The following is a 26,710-nucleotide window of genomic DNA, read 5'->3' as shown; positions in this document are numbered from 1 at the left end:
GTTGCAGGGCTTCTTTGTGGCTGTTCAGGTTAGGTGCGAAACCGCCTTCGTCGCCCACGGTAGTTGGGAAGCCTTTGGCATCACACAGTTTTTTCAGTGCGTGGAAAATTTCGGCGCCGCAACGCAGAGCTTCGCGGAAAGATTTTGCGCCGACAGGCATGATCATGAATTCTTGGATGTTCAGGCTGTTGTTGGCATGTTCGCCGCCGTTGATTACGTTCATCATCGGAACAGGCAGAGCCATTGGGCCTGCGCCGCCCAAGTAACGGTACAGCGGCAGGCCTGAATCTTCAGCGGCTGCGCGTGCTACGGCCATGGAAACGGCCAAAGTGGCGTTGGCACCTAAGTTGCCTTTGTTTTCAGTACCGTCCAATTCGATCATGATTTGGTCGATATAAGATTGTTCGTTGGCATCGATACCGATGAGGGCTTGCGCGATTTGGTTATTGACGTGGTCAACGGCTTTCAATACGCCTTTGCCCAAGTAACGGGATTTGTCGCCGTCACGCAGTTCCAAAGCTTCTTTTTGGCCGGTTGATGCGCCGCTTGGTACGGCTGCGCGTCCCATAACGCCGGATTCCAACAATACGTCACACTCTACAGTAGGGTTGCCGCGAGAGTCTAAGATTTCGCGTGCAAAAATATCAACGATTGCGCTCATGAATATCTCCAAATAGGATGGTAAAAGAAAAGTAGCTTTGTTACGCTTCAGACGGCCTTGAGGATGATTGCCAAAGTCTGATGAATGCAGACATTATACCGTCTTTGCCAGGTATGGCATCGGAGTCAGTATGAAACCGACTGTAAGTTTGTTTCACGTCAATATCGCTCAAACAAACATAAGCCGTATAGTGTAACATTTTTTACCCTTTTTAGGGTGAAAAGCTGATTAAATAAGGCATAAGGCCGTCTGAAAACCAGATTAGCCCTCGCCCAAAATCATCGAGCCTACACCGTCATCGGTCAGCACTTCCAAGAGCAGGGCGTTGGGAACGCGGCCGTCTATGATATGCGTAGCTTTGACGCCGCTTTTGGCGGCTTCGACGGCAGAGGCAATTTTAGGCAGCATGCCGCCGTACAGCGTACCGTCTTCAATCAGTTCGTCAATGCGGCTTGGCGTCAGGGTAGTCAATAATTTGCCTTCTTTATCCAGTACGCCGGGGATATTGGTCATCATCAGCAGTTTTTCGGCTTGAAGTTTTTCCGCCAGTTTACCGGCAACCAAGTCGGCATTGATGTTGAACGCTTCGCCGTTTTGGCCTACGCCGATGGGTGCAATGACAGGAATGCAGCCGCGCTCAACCAAGCCTTCCACCAAACGGGTATCGATGTCGGCCACTGTGCCGACTTGGCCGATGTCCACGCCTTTTTGTTCAGGCGTGTCGATCAGGAGTTTTTCCGCTTTGATGAAGTGGTTGTCCCGGCCGGTAATGCCGACGGCGCGACCGCCGAAGGTGGTAATCATGGAAACGATTTCTTTATTGACGTGTCCGCCCAAAACCATTTCCACGATGTCCATGGTTTCGCTGTCGGTCACGCGCATGCCTTGAACAAATTCTCCTTTTTTGCCGACTTTTTCCAACATTTCATTGATTTGCGGGCCGCCGCCGTGAACGATGACGGGATGCAGGCCGATCAGTTTGAGCAGGACGACATCGCGTGCGAAGCCCTCCTTTAAGGCCGACTCGGTCATGGCGTTGCCGCCGTATTTGATGACGATGATGGAGCCGGAAAAACGGCGGATATAAGGTAAAGATTCGGCAAGGACGCGAGCTTTGATCGCAGAGGAGACAGATTGTTGCTGAGTCATGGTTTCAACCTTGTTTCATGATTTCGGCCTTTATCTTAATCCCAAAGGCCGTCTGAAACAATATTTCCAAGCGCTTGAAATCCTGTTAAATCAGTTAAATGGTTGAAACCAGCCTCATGCAAACGGTAAAATGACGGTTTGCTTCGGCCTCTTTGCCGATTACTAAGGATACCCATGATGAAAATCAGCACCCAATTCGATGCCGGTTCGGTCGTTGTCAAAGATTTGAGCAACCCTGCCGATATCCGTCTCGCCCTGCGTCCCGACAATGCTTCGGAGTTTGCCCAATGGTTTTACTTCCGTTTGCAGGGTGCGGCCTATCAAAACTGCGTGATGCATTTTGAAAATGCGGAGGACGCTGCGTATCCTTTGGGCTGGGAGGACTATCAGGCTTGCGCTTCTTACGACCGCCAAAATTGGTTCCGCGTGCCAACCAGCTACGAAAACGGCGTGTTGACCATCAACCATACACCTTTGTCCAACAGCGTTTACTACGCCTATTTCGAGCCTTATTCCAACGAGCAGCATTTGAACCTTTTGGGCGATGCGCAGGGTAGCGGTTTGTGCCGTATCGACGACTTGGGCAGCACTGTTCAAGGCCGTGATATTAATCTTTTGACCATCGGCAACCAAGTCGAAAGCGACATGAAAGTCTGGATTATCGCCCGTCAACATCCGGGCGAAACCATGGCAGAATGGTTTGTCGAAGGTTTGCTGGGCCGCCTGCTTGATCCGCAAGATCCGACCGCGCGCATGCTGCTTGACCGTGCGACTTTCTACATCGTGCCAAACATGAATCCGGACGGTTCGGTATTGGGCAATTTGCGCACCAATGCCGCCGGCGCCAACCTCAACCGCGAATGGGAAAACCCGACTTTGGAGCGAAGCCCCGAAGTTTTTACCGTCCGCGAAAAAATGATGGAAACCGGCGTGGATTTGTTCTTGGATATTCACGGCGATGAAGGTCTGCCGTTTGTCTTTGTGGCCGGTACCGAAGGCGTGCCGAACTACAACGAGCGCATCGAAGCCTTGGAAGACCAATTCAAACTCGCGTTGCTCAATGCCAGCCCCGATTTCCAAGACGATTACGGCTATGACAAAGATGCGCCGGGTCAGGCGAACATGACTTTGGCGACCAACTGGGTCGGCAATCATTTCAACTGCCTTGCCTATACTTTGGAAATGCCGTTTAAAGACAATGCCAATCTGCCGGACGACGATTTCGGCTGGAACGGCCAACGCTCGCTGCGCTTGGGTGAGGCCATGTTGTCTGCTATTTTGAATGTGGTTAGCGATTTGCGTTAAACCGTCCGACACTGCATACAGGCCGTCTGAAAGTTCAGGCTTTCAGACGGCCTTTGAGATAAGGAACACACATTATGATGATACATCCCCAGTTTGATCCGGTGCTGATCAGCATCGGCCCGCTTGCCATCCGCTGGTATGCCTTGAGCTATATTGTCGGCTTTATCCTGTTTACGATTTTGGGCCGCCGCCGTATCGCGCAGGGCAATTCTGTGTTTACCAAAGAAACACTCGACGATTTCCTGACTTGGGGTATCTTGGGCGTCATCTTGGGCGGCCGTATCGGCTACGTTTTGTTTTATAAATTTTCCGACTATTTGGTCAACCCGTTGGATATTTTCAAAGTGTGGGAAGGCGGCATGTCGTTTCACGGCGGCTTCTTGGGTGTGGTCGTTGCCATGTGGCTGTTTGGCCGCAAGCACAACATCAGTATCTTGAAATTGATGGATACCGTTGCGCCGCTCGTGCCGCTGGGCTTGGCTTCCGGCCGTATCGGCAACTTTATCAACGGCGAACTTTGGGGACGCGTGACCGAACTCAATGCTTTCTGGGCGATGGGTTTTCCGCAAGCGCGTTACGAAGATGCGGAAGCCGCGGCGCACAATCCTTTGTGGGCAGAATGGCTGCAACAATACGGCATGCTGCCGCGCCATCCGTCTCAGCTTTACCAGTTTGCCCTTGAAGGCATTTGCCTGTTTGTCATTGTTTGGATTTTCTCGAAAAAACCACGTCCGGCCGGACAAACGGCAGCATTGTTCTTGGGCGGTTACGGATTGTTCCGCTTCATCGCCGAATTTGCCCGTCAGCCTGACGACTATCTCGGCCTGTTGACTTTGGGCTTGTCCATGGGTCAATGGTTGAGCGTGCCGATGATTGTATTGGGCGTGATTGGTTTCGTTTGGTTTGGCCGTAAAAACAATGTTGCCAAAGCGTAAATGAAACAAGAATAAAGGCCGTCTGAAAAGGTTTTCAGACGGCCTTTTTATGGCTTCAAGCAAACGGATTTTGGGTTTAACCGAAAAAGCCCATTTTGACTTGAATGAGTTTTTCCAACTCCGGCAGGACGCGGCGGCGTGAGACGAAGAAGATAATGTGGTCGCCGTCTTGGAGGATGGTTTCGGTGTGGTGTCCCATGATGACTTCGCCGGTTGCGCCGCGGACGATGGCGGCGATGTAGCAGTCGCTCGGCCATTTGATGCCGCTGATGCGGCGGCCGACGATGGCAGAAGTGTTTTTGTCGCCGTGTACCACCACTTCGATGGCTTCGGCCGTGCCGCGGCGCAGAGGGTGGACGGCAACGATGTCGCCGCGGCGGATGTGGGCGAGGATGGAGCCGATGGTAATCAAATGGGGGGAAACGACGATATCGATTTTGTTGCCTTCGAGCAAATCGACGTAGCTTGAGCGGTTGACGATGGTAATCACGCGTTTGGCACCAAGGTTTTTCGCCAACAGGCTGGACATGATGTTGTTTTCGTCGTCGTTGGTCAGCGCGCAGAAGACGTCGATTTCGTCGATGTATTCTTCGTCCAGCAGGGTTTCGTCGGTGGCGGAACCTTGCAGGACGAGGGTGTTGTCCAGATTTTCGGCCAGCCATTCGGCACGGTGGGGTTTGTATTCGATGATTTTGATGTCGTATTTGGACTCGAGCTGTTTGGCGAGGCGGTAGCCGATGTTGCCTCCGCCGGCGATCATGATGCGGCGGGTGCGCGCTTCTTTCGGACGCAATTCGCGCATGATGGCTTCCACGCTGTTGATGTCGGCGGCAAACAGGACTTCATCGCCTTCGATGATGACGGTTTGCGGGGTGGGGACGATCAGGCGGTTGTTGCGGTAGATGGCGCAGATTTGGCAGTCCACGCCTTCGAGCAGGTGTTGGTTGATGTCGGCAATTTCACGGCCGATCAGCAAACCGCCTTTGCGGGCTTGAACAATCACCATGCGCACTTTATCGTTGGCAAAACTGAGTACCTGCAATGAGCTGGTGTAGTTGAGCAGGCCGACGAGTTGTTCGGTAACCAGTTGTTCGGGGCTGATGGTTTCGGTAATGCCGAAGATGTTGAGGCTGCCTTCTTCGGGGTTGTCGCTGCCGGCAACCGGATATTCGAGGTATTCGCTTGAGCGCACGCGTGCGATGCGGCTGGGGATGTTGAATAGGTCGGCGGCGATTTTGGAGGCGACAATGTTGGTTTCGTCGCTGCGTGTCAGGGCAAGCAGGAGGTCGGAGTCTGCCGCGCCTGCCTGTTCGAGGGTAAAGGGCGATGCGCCGTTGCCGACGATGGTTTGGACATCGAGGCGGCTGCTGATGCGGTTGAGCGCTTTTTCGTCGATGTCGATGATGGTAACGTCGTTGCTGGGAACGGAGGCAAGGTTTTGGGCGACGGTCGAGCCGACTTGGCCGCTGCCGAGGATGAGTATTTTCACGGTAATTGAGTGTGTTCGGTAAAAATGAAATTGTAACAAAAGGCCGTCTGAAATTGGAGTTTTCAGACGGCCTGAGTTTTAAATAAGCCAGAAGGTTACCAGTAGCCCAAAACTTTCCACCACAAGATACCGACAGTGCCGAAAATCAGGATTTCGAGCACGCTCATGATGAAGCCGGCTTTCCACCATTCGGTCATGGTTACATAGTTGGAGCAGTAAATGACAGGTGCAGAACCGGTAGCGTAGTGGGTCAGCGACATCATGATGCCGGTAGCGGCTGCCATAATCAGGGCAAACAGCATCGGTGGTGCGCCCAAGGCCAAGCCTGCGCCGTAGAATGCGCCGAACATGGCGGTAACGTGTGCCGTACCGCTGGCGAAAACGTAGTGGGCGTAGAGGTAGGCCAGCATCAACAGGGCACAACCGGCTTCCCAACCCAAACCCATGTGGGCGATACCGCCTTGCATGGAGTCGGACAACCAACTGATGAGGCCCAGTTTGTTGAGGAAGTTTGCCATCATCACCAAGGCAGCAAACCAAACAATGGTATCCCACGCGCTTTTTTCTTTCAGCGCGTCGTCCCAAGTCAGTACGCCGGTCAACAGGCACAGGCTCAAGCCGAGGAAGGTGGTGGCAGTAGCGTCCACTTTCACGCCAAACAGCATCTCAGGAATACCCGCCCACAACAGCAGCAGAACCAGGAAAATACCGAGCATGATTTTTTCTTCACGCTTCATCGGTCCCATTTGGGTCAAATGCTCTTTTGCCAATGCAGTGGCGTTAGGGGTTTGTTTGATTTCAGGCGGATACAGGAAATACAGCACCAGCGGCATCAGTAGCATAGCAAGCAGGCCGGGTACGATCATTGCCAAGAACCAAGTACCCCAAGAGAGTTGGATTTGTGAATTGGTGGCTTTGGCAACCAATTCGACCACCAGTGGATTAGGTGCGGTGGCGGTGATAAAAATCAGACAGGTAATTACATTGGAGTGGAAGTTGACCAGTGAAAGGTATTTACCGATTTTGCCTTCCGTACCCTTTTCAGGGTCGGAGTCGAAGCTCAAGGCAATGGATTTCATAATCGGATGTACGATGGCACCGCCGCGCGCGGTATTACTCGGCGTTACCGGACCGATGACCAAGTCGGCAAGCGCTAAGCTGTAACCTACGCCCAGCGTGCGTTTGCCGAAGAGGGAAATCAAGAGGTAGCCGATACGCATACCCAAGCCGGTTTTCAACAGGCCACGCGAGATGATGATGGCGATACCGATCATCCAGATGAGTGAGTTGTTGAGGCTGCTCAAAGCGTCTTTGGTTGCGTCGGCGGCTTTTTCATTGGTCACGCCGGTCAGTGCAACCAAGGTAATGCCCAAAATCGCCATGGCGCCGATAGGCATGGCTTTGCCGATGATGCCGGCAATGATGCCGACAAACAATGCCAAAAGATGCCATGCGTCAGGCGATACGCCTTGAGGAACGGGGATAACGAACCAGATAAGCAGCGTCAGCACAAGTGCGACCGCAGCAGGAATTGGCTTGAAGCCCATTTTGAATCTCCTAATTTGAGGATTAAAGTATTGGGAAATCTGTTTTCAGACGGCCTGAGTGTCGCTTAAGCCTGTCTGAACGTATTTTGGTAGGTTCGGAAGGTATTTTTCTTATTGGGTTTCTCTTCCATCTTGGAAAGAAGAGAATGGGAGTCGGGTATCGTTTTTCAGACGGCCTTTATAGTAACAGGCCGTCTGAAAACAACGCCGTTTTACTCCTGTTCTTGCGGCAGGCCGTACTCTTCGGGGAAGGTACGCAGCGAGCTTTGCAACACGGTAACTGCGCCGTCAATCAAACCGCAACGGCCGCTTCGTGGCAACAGTTGGCACAGGCTTTGCAGGGCGCGCAGGTCGTCGGAAGTGCCGATACCGGTGTCCACGCGGTTGAGCAGGCGGGAAAGCTGGAATGTGCCGCCTTTGCAAGGCGGGCATTGACCGCATGAGTTGGAAGCGAAAAATTCCACATACTCGGCCACTTTGCGCACCACGCTGGTGCCTTCGGAAATCACAATCATCGCGCCGGTACCGAGGCTGGATTTGCGTTCGCGTACGGACACGAAGTCCAAAGGCACATCCAAATCTTTTACGGTCAAAAGCGTGTTTGACGGGCCGCCGGTAAATACGGCTTTAAACGTACGGCCTTCGAGCATACCGCCGCCGTGATCGTAAATCAGCGATTGCAAGGTCGTGCCCATTGGCAGTTCGTACAGGCCCGGATTCAATACGTCGCCGGAGAGAGAGTAGAGTTTTGTACCGGCCGCATCGCCCAAACCCAAAGATTTGTACCATTCCGCGCCTTTGGCAAGGATTTGCGGAATATTGGCGAAGGTTTCGGTATTGTTGATAAGGGTCGGCTCACCGTTGACACCGCTTTCGGCGGGGAAAGGCGGCTTGCGGCGGGGGAAGGGGAAACCGCCCTCCAGCCATGAAATTACGGCAGTTTCTTCGCCGCCGATATAACGGCCTGAAGTTTCAACCAGTTGCAAGTCCAAAGGTTTACCCAAGTAGTTTTCGATGCGGATAAACAAATCGCTGTTTTTCCATTGCTCGATGGCCGGTGTGATGGAAGCGATGGATTCGGTTTGATGAGGGTTGACGTACAAAATTGCTTTATTGGCACGGCAGGCAACGGCGGCAATCAGGACGCCTTCGATGACTTGGTGCGGCGTATTTGCCAGCAGTACGCGGTCTTTAAATGTACCCGGTTCGTCTTCGTTGGCATTACAGACGACGTATTTGTCGCCATTTTTGCTTTGGGCGGCAACGGCGGCCTCCCATTTGCGCCAAGTCGGGAAACCTGCACCGCCCATACCGCAAAGATTGGCATCTTGCAGTTTGGAAACAATGCTTTGAGGATCGGCAAGCGCAGCCAGCAGGCCTTCGCCGCCGCCGACTTTGCGCCACGCGGCTAAATCTGCGCCGACTTGGCGGGAAGGATGCAGTAAGTTTTGATTGGCTTGATTCATGATTGTTGCTCCTGCAAACCGGCGTGTTCGCGCAAATCGAATTTGCCGTAGTCGGGATATAAAACGGGGGCTTTGATGTCGCTGGTCAGGCCGGCCCGGGTCATTTCGCGTTGCAGGTCGTGGACGTGTCCGACACCGCCGCGTACTTTTTTCAGCGGCAGGCCGCAATTTGCCGCGGCTTTACCGGCACGGCGACCGAAGCTGATGATGTCCAAAAGTGCATTGCCCATCAGACGGTTGCGGCCGTGAATGCCGCTGGTTACTTCGCCGGCGCAATAGAGGCCTTCGACGCAGGTCGCGCCGTTGCCGTTGATTTCGATACCGCCGTTTTGATAGTGCAGGGTCGGATGAATCATGACCGGCTCAACAGCAGGGTCGATGCCGCATTTGTGGGCAACATGGCCGAGTGTTACTAGACGGTTCAATACGTCAGGGTCGTTAGCAATCAGGCGCGGGGTGTCGAGGAACACGCCGACTTGACCATCGCGTACCACGCCGCGGCCTTCGCGGCATTCGCGCAGAATCGCAGCGGCAACAACGTCGCGCGGTTGCAATTCGTCAACGAAACGTTCGCCCAAACCGTTGACCAGCTTGGTGCCTGCGGAGCGCACGGCTTCGGAAATCAGCGCGCCTGCCAAGTGCGGAGGGTGGGCAACACCGGTCGGGTGGTATTGGAAAGAATCGACATCGCGCAGTTTGGCACCGATACGGTAAGCCATTACCAGGCCGTCTGCAGTCGCGCCATAGTGGTTGGAAGTGGCAAAACCCTGCAAATGCAGGCGTCCGCTGCCGCCGGTTGCCAATACCACGGCTTTGGCGTGAACCAACACCAAAGAGCGTTTTTCCAAATCGTACAAAATCGCGCCGACGCAGCGGCCGTGTTCGTCCGACAATAATTCGATGGCGGGGTGGCGGTTGAGCTGGGTGATGTTTTCGTCGAGTTCGACAGCCTCGCGCAGTACGCGCATCATTTCGAGGCCGGTAAAGTCGCGGTAGCTCAGGATGCGCGGTACGGTCGTACCGCCTGCGCGTTTGCGGCTCAACATGCCGTTGCTGTCCGCGCCTTTGGCAAGGTCGAAGGTCATGCCCAAGCCAATCAGCCAGCGGATGGCGGACGGCGCATCGGTAACCATTTGTGCCACCAATTCTTTTTTGCCGACGTTGTGGCCGCCTTTGATGGTGTCGTCAAAGTGTTGTTGCAGGCTGTCTTCTGCGCCGACCGCTGCTTGAATGCCGCCTTCGGCCATCACGGTATTGCTGTCGCCGATACGCAGTTTGTTCGCCATGATGACGCGTGCGCCGGCTTCAGTCGCAGACAATGCCGCTGCCGCGCCCGCACCGCCGCCGCCAATAACCAGCACGTCAGTGTTCAAATGTTCCGCGCCCGACAAATCATAGTCGTCAATCAGTGGATGACTGATCAGCAGTTTCGCCAAATCAGGATGGCAGTAATCGCCTTGGTTTGGACCGATAGGTAGTTTCACACGCGCATTTGCCTGATAGTCAGGGTGAAATTGGCTCAGTAATTCGTTCTTTTCAGGTAAATCGCCACGCAGCTCCAATGAGGACGCACGCAGGTTGGCAAGGGCGGTTTCGTAGTCTATGCCTTGGATTTTGTTAACCATTACACTGACTCCTCTTCAAATTCGACTTTCATTTTGCCGCTGTCGATTTCGCGTAGGCGGCGCATCAAATCCACAGGGCGCAACGTACGCGCCGCTTTCATACGGCGGGCGAACAGGCCCAAGTGGTTCGGACGGATGTGTTCTGGGCAGGAGAGGGTGCAGAGGTTGCACATCACGCATTGGTCAAAGGTCAGCGCAGCTGCGCCGAAATCGCCGGAAACTACCTGCGCTACGCCGTTTTCTACTTGCAAACCTTTAGGACAGGCGCGATTGCAGCCGCCGCAATGACGGCAGTTTTGCGCTTCTGGGAAGGCTTTGGCGGTATCGTCCAACCAGTTCCAGCCGTCACCAATTTCCCCGACGTCGTAATATTGGATATGCTCGGGAATAAAGTAGTCCAAGAAGCTGATATGCATGCCTTCTTCAACTTTAGTCTCGCATGCCAGTGCGGTGGTTACTTCGCGCTCGCCTTCTTTACGAATCATGCAGCGGCAGGAACCGCATACGCCTTGACCCATACAGCCGACATTGGCAGTAATCGCATTGCCTGAACGGGCATAGGCTTGGATGATTGACGAGTCGGCGGAAGCTTTGACTTCATGGCCGTCTATGGTCAGGGTTAACAAATTTTCACTCATGGTTTGTTCCTGTGAAATTGGAAGTTGGAATAGTGGGTAATTTGATTAATTGTATTTTTATTACATTTATTGCGTATGAGGAAAATATCCAAGTGATTTACTCGGAAATTCTTTTAAAATCAATGTTTATCTTTATGAGTCGAAGTGTATCAGAATTTAGTGGTTTTGATGATAGGGGTAACCTAAGGTTTTATAGAAGGAGGATTGCAAACAAAATATGCCTATTATTTAGACAAATTTATTACAACAACTTGATTTTAAAAGTAAAATAAAATTACTTTTTTATTATAAATTTTAAAATATTCGTATATTTACTAGTAAAAATCATTATTATATGTTAGACAATTTTACATAGATTGTTGTATATATTGAATAATATTCTTATAGGTAAGTAAGTGAAAAGATTGTTATAAAATTTCAGAAAATTAAATGAGTTTGATATCAGTCAAGAAGATTGAGGGAGAAAATGACACAGATTTTACAATTGTGTATCGTATTGGAAAATAAGAAAGGCCGTCTGAAATTTAGGTAGTTTCCTTTTAAATACAAGCTACTAAATTTCTTTCTCAGATACTTAAAGCAAACATTTTCAGACGGACTTGTAATTAGAATATCATTTAAAAATAATGTAATTTTATTTCTGTGTAAGTGAATGGTCAGTGGATATATATTATCAATAACCAAGTGATTTAATACGATATTAAATTCTATTTAAATCAATAAGGTATGAAAATGATATTGTCTGAATTATTCATTTGAAAGCACTATTACACTATTGAAGGCCGTCTGAAAAAATCGGTCTCTTAAAAAATAAACAAACCCTTCCTACCATGACTCCCGAAAAGGAACACAATCATGACCGTCATCAAGCAAGAAGACTTTATCCAAAGTATTTTCGATGCTTTCCAATTCATCAGCTACTACCATCCTAAAGACTACATTCAGGCTTTGTATAAGGCTTATCAAAAAGAAGAAAACCCTGCCGCCAAAGATGCGATGGCGCAGATTTTGGTCAATAGCCGTATGTGTGCTGAAGGCCATCGTCCGATTTGTCAGGATACCGGTATTGCGACCGTATTCTTGAAAGTGGGCATGGATGTACAGTGGGATGCCGAGATGAGCGTACAGGAAATGGTTAACGAAGGCGTACGCCGTGCATACACCTATCCTGACAACAAACTGCGCGCCTCTGTATTGGCCGATCCGGCTGGTAAACGTCAAAATACCAAAGACAACACCCCTGCCGTTGTACATATGGAAATCGTAAAGGGCGACAAAGTCGAAGTCACTTGCGCAGCCAAAGGCGGCGGTTCTGAAAACAAAACCAAAGTTGCCATGCTCAACCCTTCAGACAATATCGTTGATTGGGTATTGAAAACCGTTCCTCAAATGGGTGCCGGCTGGTGTCCTCCGGGCATTTTGGGTATCGGCATCGGCGGTACGCCTGAAAAAGCAGTGTTGATGGCCAAAGAAAGCCTGATGAGCCATATCGATATTCAGGAACTCAAAGAAAAAGCCGATTCCGGTGCAGAATTGTCTACAACCGAAGCCCTACGCTTGGAACTCTACAAAAAAGTAAATGCCTTGGGCATCGGCGCACAAGGTTTGGGCGGTTTGAGCACCGTGCTGGATGTCAAAATCCTTGACTACCCAACCCACGCGGCTTCCAAACCGATTGCCATGATTCCAAACTGCGCGGCTACCCGCCACATCGAATTTGAATTGGACGGCTCAGGCCCGGCCAAACTGGAAGCCCCATCTTTGGAAGACTGGCCGGATTTGACTTACAGCCCGGACAACGGCAAACGTGTCGATGTCAACAATCTGACCAAAGAAGAAGTGGCAACATGGAAAACCGGCGACGTGTTGTTGCTGAACGGTAAAATCCTGACCGGACGCGATGCCGCGCACAAACGTTTGGTTGATATGCTCAACAAAGGCGAAGAATTGCCGGTAGATTTCACCAACAAACTGATTTACTACGTTGGCCCGGTTGATCCAGTCCGTGACGAAGTTGTTGGCCCGGCCGGTCCGACTACTTCCACCCGTATGGATAAGTTTACCCGCCAAATGCTGGAACAAACCGGCCTCCTGGGTATGATCGGTAAATCCGAACGCGGTGCAGCAACTTGCCAAGCCATTGCCGATAATAAAGCCGTTTACCTGATGGCTGTCGGCGGCGCGGCATATCTGGTTGCCAAAGCCATTAAAGCATCTAAAGTCTTGGCGTTCCCAGAATTGGGTATGGAAGCGATTTACGAATTTGAAGTCAAAGACATGCCTGTGACCGTTGCGGTGGATAGCAACGGTGAATCGGTTCACGCCATTGCGCCAAAACAATGGCAGGCCAAAATCGGTATTATTCCGGTTGAAGCTTGATATTTGCCTGGATAATCAAAGGCCGTCTGAATGATTTTAGACGGCCTTTTTTTGTTTACAAATAATTTAAATGTTTTCAAACGAGTAAATTTCCCTTTCTAAAAAGCACTTGTCAAAATCAGCGTTTGAAACTAGAATTCACAGCTTATCGAGTCGGAGTGTGGCGCAGTCTGGTAGCGCACTTGCATGGGGTGCAAGGGGTCGAAGGTTCGAATCCTTTCACTCCGACCAAAAAATTGGAAAGAGTCGTTTTAAAAACGGCTCTTTTTTCGTTTGGATGATTTATCTGAATAATGTGTCCGAATGGATTTTAAAACTTAATACCAATGCCGTCTGAAACAAAACCTGCTTTCTCAAAGCAGGTTTTGTTGTTTCTAAAGCAGGGCTATTCGGCACTATCTTTCAGCGTGTCTTTATAAGTATAAAGATAAGACGCGCCGACAAAGGATGCACCACCGACGACATTGCCCAAGAATACGGGAATCATGTTAAAGAAAAATTGCCCCCATGTGATGTTTGCGCCTGCCAGAATACCCGCTGGGATAACGAACATATTGGCGACAAGGTGTTGGAAGCCGTTTAATACGAAAATCATGACGGGGAACCAAATGGCCAGCATTCGTCCGGTTGTGTTTTTAGCGGCAAAATGCAGCCACGCGCCCATGCAGACCATCCAGTTACATGCTACTGCCGATACAAAAGCGCGGCCGAAATCCATATGGACTTTTGCCTCCGCCACAGCAATGGTTTTTTCTGCCATGCTGCCTTCAATCATACCGACATAGTACCCAAGGAAAAAAGCCATTGCCAGTGTGCCCACCAAATTGCCCATGCAGACGATAACCCAGTTGCGCAGCAGCATTTTGGAGGAAATCCGTCCGGCCAATCTGCCTAAAGACATGATCATCATATTGCTGGTTACATTTTGCTTCTGTATGAAAAAAGGCCGTCTGAACATTGAGGTTTCAGACGGCCTTGTTTTGATTTTTAAACTTACAAATGTGCCAGCTTTGCATTGCCTTCGCGAGGAATAGGGCGCGGATTGCCTTGTGCATCGATAGCGACGTAAGTGAACACGGCTTCGGTGACCAGTTGGCGGTCTTCCGTTACCATATCGTTCATCAAAGTCTTAACCCATACCTCGATTTTCAGTTGCAAAGAAGTATTGCCTACGCGGACACAATGACCGTAGCAGCACACGACGTTGCCGACCTTTACCGGTCTGATGAAATTCATTTCTTGAACGGCTACGGTTACAATTCGTCCCTGTGCGATTTCTGCCGCCAAAATACCGCCGCCTAGATCCATTTGCGACATAATCCAGCCGCCGAAGATATCCTGATTAGGGTTGGTATCGCGCGGCATGGCTACCGTACGCAATAAAAGTTGTCCTTCGGGTGCCGCATGTGTTTGTTTGTTGTCAGTCATAAATAATCCTGTCAAAAAAGTGCTATTTTACGCCATTTGTGGCGATAAACCTATGTAGGCCGTCTGAAAAATCAGCAGGTAAAGTGTTACAATCAACCTATTCATCAGACAAAGGAGAAAGCTCATGCATCCGATTCAAGAACCACGAAATAGCGGCCTTTTGCGCGTATCCGACATTCACGAAATCTACTGGGAAGAGTCAGGCAATCCTGATGGCCACCCCGTGATTTTCCTGCATGGCGGCCCCGGAGCAGGCGCATCACCGGCCTGTCGCGGCTTTTTCAACCCAGAGCATTTCCGCATCGTCATCATTGATCAACGCGGTTGCGGACGCTCTAAACCGTATGCCTGTATTGAAGACAACACCACATGGGATTTGGTTGCCGATATTGAAAAAGTACGCGAAATGCTCGGCATTCAAAAATGGCTGGTTTTCGGCGGCTCATGGGGCAGCACCTTGTCGCTGACTTATGCCGAAACCCATCCCGATCGCGTCAGCGGCTTAGTTTTGCGCGGTATTTTCCTGTGCAGGCCGTCTGAAATGGCATGGTTGAACGAAGCAGGTGGCGTAAGCCAAATTTATCCGGCTCAATGGCAAAAATTCATTGCCCCCGTAGCCGAAAACAAACGCCAAGCCCTAATTAAAGCCTACCATGAAATGCTGTTCAGCGAAGATGAAGCTACGCGCCTCAAAGCAGCTAAATCATGGGCAGATTGGGAAAGCTACCTTATTCGGTTTGAACCTAAAGACGTAGATGAAGACCCGCAAGCCTCCCTTGCCATCGCAAGAATGGAAAACCATTACTTCGTGAACGAAGGTTGGTTGCAGGGCGATAAAGCTATCTTGGCAAACATCGACAAAATCCGCCATATCCCAACCATCATCGTCCAAGGCCGCTACGACCTATGCACCCCGATGCAAAGCGCGTGGGAACTCTCGCAAGCCTTCCCAGAAGCGGAATTGAGAATCGTCCAAGCAGGCCACTCTTCTTTTGATCCTTCGCTTTCCGAGGCTTTAGTGAAAGCAGTGGAGGATATTAGAAGTAAGTTATAAAGGTAATAAATGACAATGCCGTCTGAAAAAGTTTCAGACGGCATTTTTTCTATTTACATATTAAATTTAATATCATATTATCATTGCATGATATCAGTTTGAATTTTTTAGAATTTCAATATGAAACCCTTAATTTACTACGCCCATTCCGCGCAAGATAAACTCGGTAATCTCTTACCTTATGAACGTTGGCAAACCTTGCAAAGCCATTTGGTCAATGTTGGGGAAATAGCGGCGGAGTTTGCTCGGGTATTCGGGGCGCAGGAAATTGCCTACCAGACGGGACAGCTTCATGACTTAGGGAAATATTCGGAACCCTTTAATCACCGATTGCATGGTGGCCCATCAGTCGATCATGCTACTGCCGGAGCCAAAGTTGCCATCGAGCGTTGGGGAAATGTTATCGGCAAGCTGATGGCGTTTTGCATTGCGGGGCATCATGCCGGGCTGGCAAATGGAAATGGCGAAGGCGATAACCGCCGCACGTTAAAACAGCGTTTGGCGTTGCAGTTCGGCGCAGATATTCCCACCCTCGATAACCTATGGCAACAAGAAATCAAGCTCCCTCAAAACCTGTCCGCCCCACCACTCAAAGCCGATGCGCATCATCCTTTTTTCTCCTACGCCTTCTTTACCCGAATGCTCTATTCCTGTTTAGTGGATGCCGATTATCTCGATACCGAAGCCTTTTATTTAAACCTAGAAAACAACGCCGTCGAGCGCGGCGGTTATCCCGATTTAAACGCCTTACAACACAATTTCAATCAATTTATCAACGCTTTCCGACGACGTGTCGCCCAAGCTTCAGAGCAAACCGAAGCTGAAAAACGCAATGCCGCCTTAAACCGCCTGCGCAGCGAAATTCTCGATCATGCCGTAGAACAAGCGGCACAACCGCAAGGGCTGTTCACGCTCACCGTGCCGACCGGCGGCGGCAAAACTTTCACTTCCATGGCATTTGCGCTGGAATACGCCAAACGGCACGGTATGCGGCGCGTGATTTACGTCATCCCGTTCACCAGCATCATCGAACAAAATGCCGCTGAATTCCGCAAAGCCTTTGGCGAATTGGGCGAACAAGCCGTGTTGGAACACCACAGCACCTTCGACGATGGCAAACTGCAAAATGAGGCCACCAAAGACAAATTGCGACTTGCCTCGGAAAACTGGGACGCGCCGATTGTCGTGACCACTGCCGTGCAATTCTTTGAATCCCTCTTTGCCGACCGCTCCTCGCGCTGCCGCAAGCTGCACAACATCGCAGGCTCCGTCATCATCCTCGACGAAGCGCAAATGCTGCCGCTCAATCTGTTGCTGCCTATCATGCAAGCCATCAAAGAATTGGCGCAAAACTACCGCTGCAGCGTCGTCATGTGCACCGCCACCCAGCCAGCCGTGCAAGCCGAAAACGGCTTCTATCGCGGCTTTGAAAACGTGCGCGAAATAGCCCCAAAACCGACCGCACTTTTCGACAAACTGCGCCGCACCAGCGTGCAACACATTGGCACACAAACCGACGCCGACCTGCTCGCCAAACTTGGCGAACACCCGCAAATGCTCGTCATCGTCAATAACCGCCGCCACGCCCGCAGCCTCTACGACCAAGCCAAATACCTTGAGGGCACATTCCACCTGACTACCTTAATGTGCGCCAAACACCGTAGCCAAAAGCTCGATGAAATCCGAGGCCGTCTGAAAAACGGCAAACCCTGCCGCGTTATCGCCACCTCCTTAATCGAAGCCGGCGTTGATGTGGATTTTCCGCTGGTGATGCGCGCTGAGGCAGGCTTGGACAGCGTCGCCCAAGCCGCCGGACGCTGCAACCGCGAAGGCAAAAGGCCGTCTGAAAACAGTTTTGTCTGGATATTCGCGCCCGAAGAACAATGGAAAGCCCCTCCAGAACTTGCAGCCCAAGCAGCCGTCATGCGTCTGACCGCCGACAGCTTTTCAGACGATCTCTTATCTACCCAAGCCGTCGCCGCCTACTTCGCCGAGCTTTATCAATTAAAAGGCAGCGAACTGGACAATAAAAAAATCCTGAAAATGCACAACGATGCAGGGCAAAGCCTCGATTTCCCATTCCAAACCATCGCCGACAAGTTCCGCATGATCGAAAGCCATATGCAGCCGCTGATTATTCCGTTCGATGTTGATGCCGAAAACCTCATTAGCAGCCTGCACCACGCCGACCACATTGGCGGACTGCTACGCAAATTGCAACCCTACACCGTCCAAATCCCCGAAAAAGCCCTCGCCGCTTTGTATAAAGCGGGACGTATCGAACCGATTAACGAGAAAAACTTCGGCAAACAGTTTTATACGCTGATTGGACTTGATTTGTATGATGATGTGGCGGGGCTTTCTTGGGAGGATACAGCGTTTTTGAAGGGAGAGAGTTTGGTGTTTTGATTAACTTAACAGCTTTAGAAAAAAAATATTGCATTCTCCTAAAAGTAGGAAGATAATTGACTCGTAATGAAAATTACGAGTGATTGGTGGAGATAAGATAATGACTGAGAAATTTGATTTAAGTGAAGCAAAAGTTGAAAAAGTAATTGTTCATAAAATAGGGAATCAGTTCAGAGATGAAGGTATGCAGTTATCAGATGCTGAACTAGAAAGCCACTCAGCGTTAGATGAACTTTTATTAAAACATTTTCTTCTTCCTGTTTTAAGGAGTGAAAATGAATATACTCTAACTCATGAATCTAATATCAATCTTAATTTAGTTAAGCATTATACATCGCTGATATTTGAAGATAATGAAAATTTCTTTAATGCTTCTTTGGCTATAGCAAAACATTTATATATTTGCTCATCTCACCCAAATATTGGCGGAGGAGAATTTATTGAAATATTATTTACTGGAATAAAATATGCTGAACAATATATTCAGGCTATTGGCTTATTTAGAATTGAGACCAAAAACAGTTATTTAGATATTGAAAATCACAATGGAATCATTGAGATTATTAAACGAGATGGTATTGCTATCGATTCTATTCAAAAAGGCGCTGTAATTTTATCTATTGAAGATATTACTTTTATTATTGATAGCTTAGGAAAGAAAACCAAATATTGGTTAGAGTCATTTATAAAAGCAACTCCTAAAAATACTCCTAAAAAATATACACAAATAATCGGTGGCATTAGTGCTGCAATTTCCAAGAAAATTACGAATCCAGAAAATATTTTGAAATTTTCAGAATCTTTAGCAAATGAAGATTCATTCTCAATTAATCAGTTAAAAAAAATATCTAGTAATTTTCTTCGTGAAGAAGATATTAATTCTATTGTAGATGGATTTGGTATTAAACATGGGGTTGATTTAGATGTGGATTTTTCAGTTGATAAATCAAGACTATCAAAATATATCAAAGTAATATCAAAGAAAATTCCGTTATTAGATGGCATAGAAATTGTGATTTCAAATCCTAATACAAAAATTATGTCATTTGAAGTTCAAAAGACTGATTTTGGTTATAAAGCAATCGTTGATATTAAAGAAGGAAAATAATATGGCAGGTGAAATTTCAAAAAAATCTGGTGATATTGGTGAGAAGATTGCTGAAAAATTGTTAGAGAAAATAGGGTGGAAAGAACAAATTCATAATATTTCGATTGCATGCTCTGATGATAATCATGTAAATAGTTCAGGAAATCAAAAGAAAAGTCATGGAGAGGATATAATATATTTATATGATACTCCATTTCATGATGATACGACGGTTATAGCTCATATTTCTGTTAAACATAAAATGGAAGGATATGGAACTAGTGAGTCTGCTGTTACTAGCGAATTCAGGAGTCATATTAAAGGGCTTGAGGAAATTATTGCATGTGCAAAGTATGATGAAGAATTCAATTCATTGATTGGGCTGACTACCATCAAAAAGAATCGAAAAGATATTGGGATACTGATTTGGTTACATAGTAATAAAAATGAAATTGATCGAAGCATTTTGCCTATTATTGCAAAGTCTAGACCAGATTTAAAGGGCGATACCCCCTATTATATTATAGATAGCGCTAGAGCAAGCTTTCTTTTAAAAGTAATAAATGATTTAGAAAAACGATCTAATAAAGGAGAGTATCAATTTTATTATCCTAAGATCGGAACTTCTATTTCAGTTGAATCAGATAGAAAAGGTCATTTTTTACCTATAGAGTTAATTGTTTCAGATATTATACCAGTTATTGTTTCAGCAGATAGTCAAAATCAATTTTACTTATATAGTAGGGAAAGTTTCAGCGATATAGCGTATAAAAATCTTATGGCCTATGCTTTAAATTTTTCTGCTGGCTTAGTTGCAAAAATTTATATTGGATTTCCTGATTACAATTCGGTCATCAATAAAGATATGGCTAAAATGATTCGTTCTTTATTTAAAGATAGAAGAGAAGAGATCATTCCTTTTTCTTACAATAGTTCAATTTTAGATTTGCTTCAGGAGTAAACAATGGAAAATAAATTAGATCTAAAAGGTTTGATTCCATCTGGAAATGAATTACGAGTTCTTCTCAATAGCAAACATATTTCTGAAGGTGAAATAAATAATACCTTAAAAAATAAAGGTGTATTTTGTGGGAATGGTGATAAAATTTTTTCTGTTCCCCTTCTTGTCGCTACACTGTTAACATCAAATGAATACTCTAATATTATTGATAAATCAATTGCAAGAAATTTAAAGCCTAAAAGTAAAATTTCAAAATTAGAGTTGTCTAATGAAGATGCAAATTGGAAAGAACCTTTAAAAAATTTATTTTCTTCTGATTTTGATATTTTTCAAGATATTCCTAATATTGAAATAAATACTAAACCAAAACTTACATTTATTGGAGCTAATAAAGCTAAAATTCAATACGAGATAAAGAGAAAAGATTTTAGTAAAGATTTTTTGAATAGAGAGCTTGATTTTTCTGGAGAAATTATTATTGAAAAGCAAAATGATGGAATTAGCTTAGAATCTATTTATACTCATACATCTAGTGAGACCGAACTCATAAACCGTAGGCTTGGTATTGCGATCGCGAAAGAACTAAGACAATCAGGTGTTACTAACAGTGATGTAGAAGAGAGAATTACTTTTGATAGTTTTAAAGATATAGAAAGAGTTAAGTTTTTCAAAAGATTAACAGGTGGATTAGGAGAATATTTAAAATTAGATAATGTGAATGAAATAGTTATTAGTAGGGAAGGTTCGAAAACCCTACTACCTAATGATCCTAAAGTCTCTTGGATGAATAACACAGTTACATTAATGAAAATTGATGGAAATAGGCTACATGATATCTTTTTAATGTCAGATGAAATATATTATAAGTATTACTATATTCATAATATGCTTGTAACCTATAAGTATTCTGGTGCTTCAAACTCAGGAACCTTGAAAATATGTTTTTTCTTTAGTTCGTCGTCAAGAAAAAAATTATCATTTGATAAAGATGCTGAACTTACTTTTGTGATAGCAGGATCTAACTATGAAAATCAGCCAACTGCTTCGAGCAGAAAGAATATTGAAAATGATATATCAGAGAAAATTAGAACAATGATTAAAACTGAATATCAGAAGATATTAAGTGAAAGAACATAACTAAATTATAATCTTCTATTTTTTAACATTTAAATATGGTTTATCGAAAATAATTTATAGTATCGTATTCTTAAAATACGTGTATTGAAACTAAAGCTGATAGGTTATCAGTATTAAAAAAATCAGCCGCCTTCGGGCGGCTGTGTGTTAAGGAGTTTGTATGGCAAACCAAATCCGCCTACACATTTGGGGCGATTATGCCTGTTTTACCCGTCCGGAGATGAAGGTGGAGCGGGTGTCTTATGATGTCATCACACCGTCGGCGGCGCGCGGGATTTTGGCGGCGGTGCATTGGAAGCCGGCGATTCGGTGGGTGATAGACAAGATTTATGTGTTGAAGCCGATTCGGTTTGAGTCGGTGCGGCGCAATGAGTTAGGTGGCAAGATTTCGGCGGGCAAGGTCAGCGGCGCGATGAAGCGTAAGAGCGTTGCCGATTTATATACGCTGATTGAAGACGACCGCCAGCAGCGCGCGGCGACGGTGCTCAAAGACGTGGCTTATGTGATTGAAGCTCATGCGGTGCTGACGGCAAAAGCGGGGGCGGATGAGACTGTTACCAAGCATATTGAGATGTTCAAACGCCGTGCGAAAAAAGGGCAATGCTTTCAGCAGCCTTGTTTGGGCGTGCGTGAATTCCCTGCCGATTTTGCGTTGATTGACGAGGGCGAGTCGCTGCCGCCGTCGGCATTATTGGAAAGCGAGGCAAGCCGCGATTTGGGCTGGATGCTGCACGATATTGATTTTGACCACGGCAACACACCACATTTTTTCCGCGCACAAATGAAAGACGGCGTGATTGATGTGCCGCCGTTTTACGCCGAGGAGGTGAAAGCATGATTCTTGCGTCCCTTGCCCGCTATTACCGCCGTTTGGCAGCGGAAACCGATGAAATGGGCAACCCGAAAGTGCCGCCTTATGGCTTTAGCGAGGAAAAAATCGGCTGGATTTTGGTATTGGACAAAGAAGGCCGTCTGAAAACCGTTGTGCCGAATCTGACAGCTGATAAAAAGCCGCAACCGAAGCTGATGAGCGTGCCTCAATCCTTCAAACGCCCAGGTACTACACCCAAGCCATTTTTTCTGTGGGATAAAACTTCTTATGCGCTTGGCGTTGAAGCTAATAAAAACAAAGCCGAAGCGAAAGAAAAACCGTTTACGTCGTCTGAAAAAACCTTTGATGCCTTTAAGCAATACCATCTCGATTTACTGCAAAACAGCGAAGATGAAGGCTTGCAAGCCTTGTGCCGTTTTCTGCAAAACTGGCAGCCTGCACATTTTGCTACCGAAAATCTGCCTGCCGAAATGCTCGATGCCAACATCGCATTTTCTCTTGAAAAACCGACCACACTTATCCATAAACGTGAAGCTGCGCAAACCTTGTGGGCAGGCTGCCTGAAAAGTGACGAAGCGCTTGAGGGCTTGTGCCTGATTAGCGGCGACACTGCCCCGATTGCGCGGCTGCATCCGGCGATTAAAGGCGTATTTGGCGGGCAAAGCTCCGGCGGTTCGATTATCTCGTTTAACAAAGAAGCCTTTGCCTCTTTTGGCAAGGAGCAAGGCGCAAATGCGCCCGTTTCCGAACAATCCGCCTTTGCCTACACCACCGCGCTGAACTATCTGTTGCGCCGCGAAAATAATCACTGCCTGACCATCGGCGACGCCAGCACGGTTTTTTGGGCGGAAGCGGACGATAGCGCTACGGCGCAGGCTGCCGAAGGCTTTTTCGCGCACGTGTTCACGCCGCCGGATGATGAACAAGAAAGCGCCAAAGTTTTCAACGTATTGAAACAAATAAGTAACAAAGGTCGCCCGCTGCAAGAAATTGCGCCCGAACTCTCTCCCAATACCCGTTTTTATATCTTAGGGCTTGCCCCTAATGCCGCGCGGATTTCTGTTCGGTTTTGGCTGGATACGACCTTTGGGCAGTTGGCGGAAAATTTGGCGCAGCATTGGCAAGATTTAGCCATTGAGCCTTGCGCATGGAAAACGCCGCCGTCTATTTGGCGACTCTTATTGCAAACTGCCGTGCTAGGCAAAAGCGAAAATATCTCACCCGTTTTAGCAGGAGAAATGACTCGCGCCGTGATTTGCGGCACGCCGTACCCTTTGAGTTTACTGTCGCAACTGATTACCCGAATCCGTGCCGACGGCGACGTGAACGGCCTGCGCGTGGCAATGATGAAAGCCGTATTGGAGCGGCGTTTTAGAAAAAGTTTTATCGAAGAAGGAGTTCCTATGAGTTTGAACAATGAAAGTCCGAATCGCGCCTATCTTTTAGGGCGGCTGTTTGCCGTGTTGGAGCGCATTCAATATCAGGCGTTGGGCGAATTAAACGCCGGTATCGCCGACCGCTATTACGGCTCTGCATCTGCCGTGCCGTTTTCGGTTTTTCCGCGCCTTTTGTCGGGTGCAAAACACCATTTATCGCGCTTGCGTAAAGACAAAGCCGGCATGGCGGTGAATTTGGATAAAGATTTGGGCAAAATCATTGCCAAACTGCCCGAAACCTTTCCGCGCCATTTGAGCATTGACGAGCAAGGCCGCTTCGCCATCGGCTATTACCATCAAAAACAAAGCTATTTTGCTAAAAAAGAAACCGCTGAAACCATTGAAAACTAAGGAGCCAGAAAATGTCTGCCATTCAAAACCGCTATGAATTTGTTTACTTTTTTGATGTTACCAACGGCAACCCCAACGGCGATCCCGATGCGGGCAATATGCCGCGCCTTGATCCCGAATCCAGTAAAGGCTTGGTAACCGATGTCTGCCTGAAACGAAAAATCCGTAATTTTGTCGAAATCAGCAGCGAAAACGAAGCCGGTTACGAAATCTACGTGAAAGAAAAAAGCGTGTTAAACCTGCAAAACAAACGCGCTTATGAAGCACTAGGCATTGAATCTGAACCCAAAAAACTGCCCAAAGACGAAGCCAAAGCCCGCGACATTACCGCGTGGATGTGCAAAAACTTCTTCGATATCCGCACCTTCGGCGCCGTGATGACCACCGAAGTCAACAGCGGACAAGTGCGCGGCCCTGTACAACTGGCGTTCGCCCAATCCATCGACCCGATTGTGCCGCTGGAAGTTTCCATCACCCGCATGGCGGTAACCAACGAAAAAGACTTGGAAAAAGAACGCACCATGGGGCGCAAATACATCGTCCCTTACGCGCTCTACCGCGTGCACGGCTTTATCTCCGCCAACCTTGCCGCCAAAACCGGTTTTTCAGACGACGACTTAGCCAAACTCTGGCAAGCCCTGACGCTGATGTTTGAACACGACCGCTCCGCCGCTCGTGGTGAAATGGCGGCGCGCAAACTGATTGTTTTTAAACACGACAGTGCACTCGGCAGCCAGCCTGCACATAAACTGTTTGACGCCGTGAAAGTCGAACGCGTGAACGGCGAATCAGGTACGCCAGCGAGCGGTTTTGGCGATTACAAAATCAGCGTGCTTTCAGACGGCTTAAATGGCGTGAGTGTGGAAGAGTTGCTTTAAAAAACGTTCAAAAAAATGACCGCACTTTTAACCAAAACCCAAGGGGAAAATCAGGACACTAGCCTGATTCCCCTTTCTGCCTTGCAACACTATGCCTTCTGCCCGCGTCAATGTGCGTTGATTCACAACGAGCAGGCGTGGGCGGAGAATTATTTGACCGCGCAGGGCAAGGCGTTGCATGAGCGGGTGGATTCGGGCGAGCCGGAAACGCGCAAGGGCGTACGCTTTGAGCGGACGGTGCATGTGTCGGCGGAGAAACTGGGCATCAGCGGCGTATTGGATTTGGTGGAAGTGGATACGAAAACAGGCCGTCTGAAACCCGTGGAATACAAACGCGGCAAGCCAAAACCCGACCCGATGGATGAAATCCAGCTTTGCGCCCAAGGCTTGTGCCTAGAAGAAATGACGGGGCAAACCGTCTCTGAGGGCGCATTGTGGTATATGCAAACCCGCCACCGCGTCCCTGTCGCGTTTTCAGATGACCTACGCGCCCAAACACTCGCCACCATCGCTGCCGTGCGTGAACTTCTAAACAGCGGACAAACCCCGCCACCCGACTACGGCAAACGCTGCAAAGCCTGCTCGCTGGTGGAGATTTGCCAGCCGGAGTTATTGGGGAAACGGGATAGGAGCGTGGGGTATGTGGAGAGGTTGTTTGGGGAGTAATATTTTATTTGAAAAAAAATTATTACGTTAATTAACTTGAATCTTCTAAATTAATCGCAATTTCTGAAGACGAGTAATCATGCTCAATTGTAATTACACATTTTAAGGAGTCGTAAATGACAAGAAATATAGAACATCAATTTAGCAATCTATCTGATGTTGGTGAAAAACTAGAGTTAGAAAATCCTACTGTAGAGAATGTCGTAGATATTTTAGTGGATATTGGACATGATGACCGAGTTTATACTTTTCATGATGACTTTCTCGGGTTAAAAAGCGGTTTGCCACAAGACTTATTGTCGAAACATATCGACGAGCTTGAAGAAGGTGATTTTGCAGATAGATATTCAGATGAAATTGATGAAATACTGGATAATGCAAATATAATATTTTATCACCTTGAACGAGAGCTTAGTGAAGATGATTTAGAGGAAATACGAGAAGAAAGAGAAAGACTGGGTTTAGAAGACGATTAGTATACTTGTTGTTATAGAATAGATTCAATACATACAGGTTGGGTTATGCTGTTTTACCCAACCTGCTAACCTCAGGGCATATTTAATATTATTTAATTCTGAATAATATTCTATTGAAGTTTCAAGATATCCAAGATATCTAAGGAAAAACATGACACAAAAAAATGATTTTAAAAATGCTAATTTTTATGGGAATACACAAATAGTTAATGGTGATGTTCATAATGTACATACTCAAGATGCACCAGATTTAATAAATGAAAAGAAAATAGCTACATACACCCCAGAACCAATTTGGAGAAGTCCCATTACGATGGCTTGGCTGACATGGGCTAGTTTTCTGATTTCTTTAGCAGGGCTATTACCTATTTATAATTGTATAGTTAAACCCATATTATATTTAGTAAATGGTAAAACTATAATACAAAGTGAAATAAATAATACTTATATATTTATTTTAATAGCTATTGCTGTATTATTTCTTATCACCATTACATTACGCAGAATTACTAAGTATCAAACTAGATACCCATTAGTTTTTAATTATGCTATTAGCGGTATGGGGCATCGTTTAAGTCTAGAGAAAATTAGTATTTCTCAATGTCCACAGTGCGGTGGAGAAATGAAATATTATAATAAGCCAATCGAGTGGGAGAATATACGTTATTCTGATGGTAGCAAGAAAAGAAGGGTAACAAGAACTACGCCAGCATTAGAGTGTAAAAGAAATTGTGAGCATTGGTATAAAGTTGATCCGGCAGAAGATAAAATCTAATTTTTAGCTAGCCCCCCCGTTTAACC

Annotated in this window: 23 protein-coding genes, 1 tRNA gene and 1 pseudogene; 15 read left to right on the top strand and 10 right to left on the bottom strand. The window is 47.4% G+C overall.

All coding sequences use genetic code 11. The features are described 5' to 3' along the window. The 3 genes from eno to argB form a co-directional block, all read right to left on the bottom strand. The coding region (gene eno / locus ACTHUM_RS05680) for a phosphopyruvate hydratase (RefSeq protein WP_440402799.1) at window positions 1-661 on the bottom strand (661 nt) is incomplete at its 3' end. 40 nt (window positions 662-701) lie between these two features. Then, on the bottom strand, window positions 702-860 hold the full coding sequence (locus ACTHUM_RS05675; RefSeq protein WP_159069373.1) for a hypothetical protein: 159 nt from the start codon (window positions 858-860) through the stop codon (window positions 702-704). Window positions 861-922: 62 nt separating this feature from the next. After that, window positions 923-1,810 carry an acetylglutamate kinase gene (argB, locus tag ACTHUM_RS05670; RefSeq protein ID WP_070695380.1) on the bottom strand — a complete coding sequence of 296 codons (888 nt, stop codon included), beginning with the start codon at window positions 1,808-1,810 and terminating at the stop codon, window positions 923-925. Between the two features lie 174 nt (window positions 1,811-1,984). Here argB and ACTHUM_RS05665 point away from each other — a divergent pair, with 174 nt between their 5' ends. After that, on the top strand, window positions 1,985-3,115 hold the full coding sequence (locus ACTHUM_RS05665) for a M14 family metallopeptidase (protein ID WP_070695381.1): 1,131 nt from the start codon (window positions 1,985-1,987) through the stop codon (window positions 3,113-3,115). A 74-nt stretch (window positions 3,116-3,189) separates the two neighbouring features. After that, window positions 3,190-4,050: a prolipoprotein diacylglyceryl transferase gene (lgt, locus tag ACTHUM_RS05660; protein ID WP_070695382.1), complete on the top strand. Its 861-nt coding sequence runs from the start codon at window positions 3,190-3,192 to the stop codon at window positions 4,048-4,050. A gap of 76 nt (window positions 4,051-4,126) precedes the next feature. On the opposite strand, the gene trkA is transcribed toward lgt, so the two are convergent. From trkA to ACTHUM_RS05635, 5 genes are all read right to left on the bottom strand, one after another. Then, the gene (gene trkA, locus ACTHUM_RS05655; RefSeq protein WP_049323440.1) at window positions 4,127-5,539 is read right to left on the bottom strand and encodes a Trk system potassium transporter TrkA; all 1,413 of its coding nucleotides are present in this window, start codon (window positions 5,537-5,539) and stop codon (window positions 4,127-4,129) included. A 95-nt stretch (window positions 5,540-5,634) separates the two neighbouring features. Further along, on the bottom strand, window positions 5,635-7,086 hold the full coding sequence (locus tag ACTHUM_RS05650; RefSeq protein WP_049335870.1) for a DASS family sodium-coupled anion symporter: 1,452 nt from the start codon (window positions 7,084-7,086) through the stop codon (window positions 5,635-5,637). 212 nt (window positions 7,087-7,298) lie between these two features. Continuing rightward, a complete protein-coding gene (locus tag ACTHUM_RS05645) occupies window positions 7,299-8,552 on the bottom strand; it encodes a complex I 51 kDa subunit family protein (RefSeq protein WP_049335869.1) in 1,254 nt (417 codons plus the stop codon). Then, window positions 8,549-10,177, bottom strand: a complete 1,629-nt coding sequence (locus ACTHUM_RS05640) for an FAD-binding protein (protein ID WP_440361127.1) — start codon at window positions 10,175-10,177, stop codon at window positions 8,549-8,551. The genes ACTHUM_RS05645 and ACTHUM_RS05640 overlap by 4 nt, the downstream gene beginning before the upstream one ends. Beyond that, window positions 10,177-10,815 carry a 2Fe-2S iron-sulfur cluster-binding protein gene (locus tag ACTHUM_RS05635; protein ID WP_004520763.1) on the bottom strand — a complete coding sequence of 213 codons (639 nt, stop codon included), beginning with the start codon at window positions 10,813-10,815 and terminating at the stop codon, window positions 10,177-10,179. Before ACTHUM_RS05635 ends, ACTHUM_RS05640 begins: the two co-directional genes overlap by 1 nt. Before the next feature lie 855 nt (window positions 10,816-11,670). Here ACTHUM_RS05635 and ACTHUM_RS05630 point away from each other — a divergent pair. After that, window positions 11,671-13,194 (top strand): fumarate hydratase, encoded by a 1,524-nt coding sequence (locus ACTHUM_RS05630; protein ID WP_003746217.1) that lies wholly within the window; start codon window positions 11,671-11,673, stop codon window positions 13,192-13,194. 154 nt (window positions 13,195-13,348) lie between these two features. Next, a tRNA-Pro gene (locus ACTHUM_RS05625) sits at window positions 13,349-13,425 on the top strand. 154 nt (window positions 13,426-13,579) lie between these two features. On the opposite strand, the pseudogene ACTHUM_RS05620 reads toward ACTHUM_RS05625, so the two are convergent. Beyond that, window positions 13,580-14,116: pseudogene (locus ACTHUM_RS05620) on the bottom strand (formate/nitrite transporter family protein); the annotation flags it as partial. Between the two features lie 71 nt (window positions 14,117-14,187). Beyond that, the gene (gene yciA / locus ACTHUM_RS05615) at window positions 14,188-14,622 is read right to left on the bottom strand and encodes an acyl-CoA thioester hydrolase YciA (RefSeq protein ID WP_004520760.1); all 435 of its coding nucleotides are present in this window, start codon (window positions 14,620-14,622) and stop codon (window positions 14,188-14,190) included. A gap of 124 nt (window positions 14,623-14,746) precedes the next feature. On the opposite strand from yciA, the gene pip reads away from it, so the two are divergent. The 11 genes from pip to ACTHUM_RS05560 all read left to right on the top strand — a co-directional run bounded on the left by pip (window position 14,747) and on the right by ACTHUM_RS05560 (window position 26,684). Then, on the top strand, window positions 14,747-15,676 hold the full coding sequence (gene pip / locus ACTHUM_RS05610; RefSeq protein WP_004520759.1) for a prolyl aminopeptidase: 930 nt from the start codon (window positions 14,747-14,749) through the stop codon (window positions 15,674-15,676). A 120-nt stretch (window positions 15,677-15,796) separates the two neighbouring features. Beyond that, window positions 15,797-18,085 carry a CRISPR-associated helicase/endonuclease Cas3 gene (locus ACTHUM_RS05605; RefSeq protein WP_070695383.1) on the top strand — a complete coding sequence of 763 codons (2,289 nt, stop codon included), beginning with the start codon at window positions 15,797-15,799 and terminating at the stop codon, window positions 18,083-18,085. A gap of 79 nt (window positions 18,086-18,164) precedes the next feature. Next, window positions 18,165-19,193, top strand: coding sequence for a nucleoid-associated protein (locus tag ACTHUM_RS05600; RefSeq protein WP_070625752.1), 1,029 nt, complete (start codon window positions 18,165-18,167; stop codon window positions 19,191-19,193). 1 nt (window position 19,194) lies between these two features. After that, window positions 19,195-20,133 (top strand): GapS4a family protein, encoded by a 939-nt coding sequence (gene gapS4a, locus ACTHUM_RS05595; protein ID WP_070625750.1) that lies wholly within the window; start codon window positions 19,195-19,197, stop codon window positions 20,131-20,133. A 3-nt stretch (window positions 20,134-20,136) separates the two neighbouring features. After that, window positions 20,137-21,270, top strand: a complete 1,134-nt coding sequence (gene gapS4b, locus ACTHUM_RS05590) for a GapS4b family protein (RefSeq protein WP_070695385.1) — start codon at window positions 20,137-20,139, stop codon at window positions 21,268-21,270. A 160-nt stretch (window positions 21,271-21,430) separates the two neighbouring features. Next, entirely contained in the window at window positions 21,431-22,108 is a 678-nt protein-coding gene (gene cas5c / locus ACTHUM_RS05585) for a type I-C CRISPR-associated protein Cas5c (RefSeq protein ID WP_070625746.1), read from the top strand. Further along, window positions 22,105-23,889 carry a type I-C CRISPR-associated protein Cas8c/Csd1 gene (cas8c, locus tag ACTHUM_RS05580; protein ID WP_150540506.1) on the top strand — a complete coding sequence of 595 codons (1,785 nt, stop codon included), beginning with the start codon at window positions 22,105-22,107 and terminating at the stop codon, window positions 23,887-23,889. The genes cas5c and cas8c overlap by 4 nt, the downstream gene beginning before the upstream one ends. Before the next feature lie 11 nt (window positions 23,890-23,900). Further along, the gene (cas7c, locus tag ACTHUM_RS05575; RefSeq protein WP_070625742.1) at window positions 23,901-24,767 is read left to right on the top strand and encodes a type I-C CRISPR-associated protein Cas7/Csd2; all 867 of its coding nucleotides are present in this window, start codon (window positions 23,901-23,903) and stop codon (window positions 24,765-24,767) included. A gap of 15 nt (window positions 24,768-24,782) precedes the next feature. Then, window positions 24,783-25,433, top strand: coding sequence for a CRISPR-associated protein Cas4 (cas4, locus tag ACTHUM_RS05570; RefSeq protein WP_070625740.1), 651 nt, complete (start codon window positions 24,783-24,785; stop codon window positions 25,431-25,433). 116 nt (window positions 25,434-25,549) lie between these two features. Next, a complete protein-coding gene (locus tag ACTHUM_RS05565; RefSeq protein WP_070625737.1) occupies window positions 25,550-25,909 on the top strand; it encodes a hypothetical protein in 360 nt (119 codons plus the stop codon). Window positions 25,910-26,060: 151 nt separating this feature from the next. Further along, window positions 26,061-26,684, top strand: a complete 624-nt coding sequence (locus tag ACTHUM_RS05560; protein WP_070625733.1) for a hypothetical protein — start codon at window positions 26,061-26,063, stop codon at window positions 26,682-26,684. The last annotated feature ends 26 nt before the right edge of the window (window positions 26,685-26,710 follow it).

The organism is Neisseria sp. P0021.S006, from assembly GCF_051956895.1.
The sequence above is the reverse complement of the archived record's forward strand: the minus strand, read 5'-3'. Positions and strand labels throughout refer to the sequence as shown.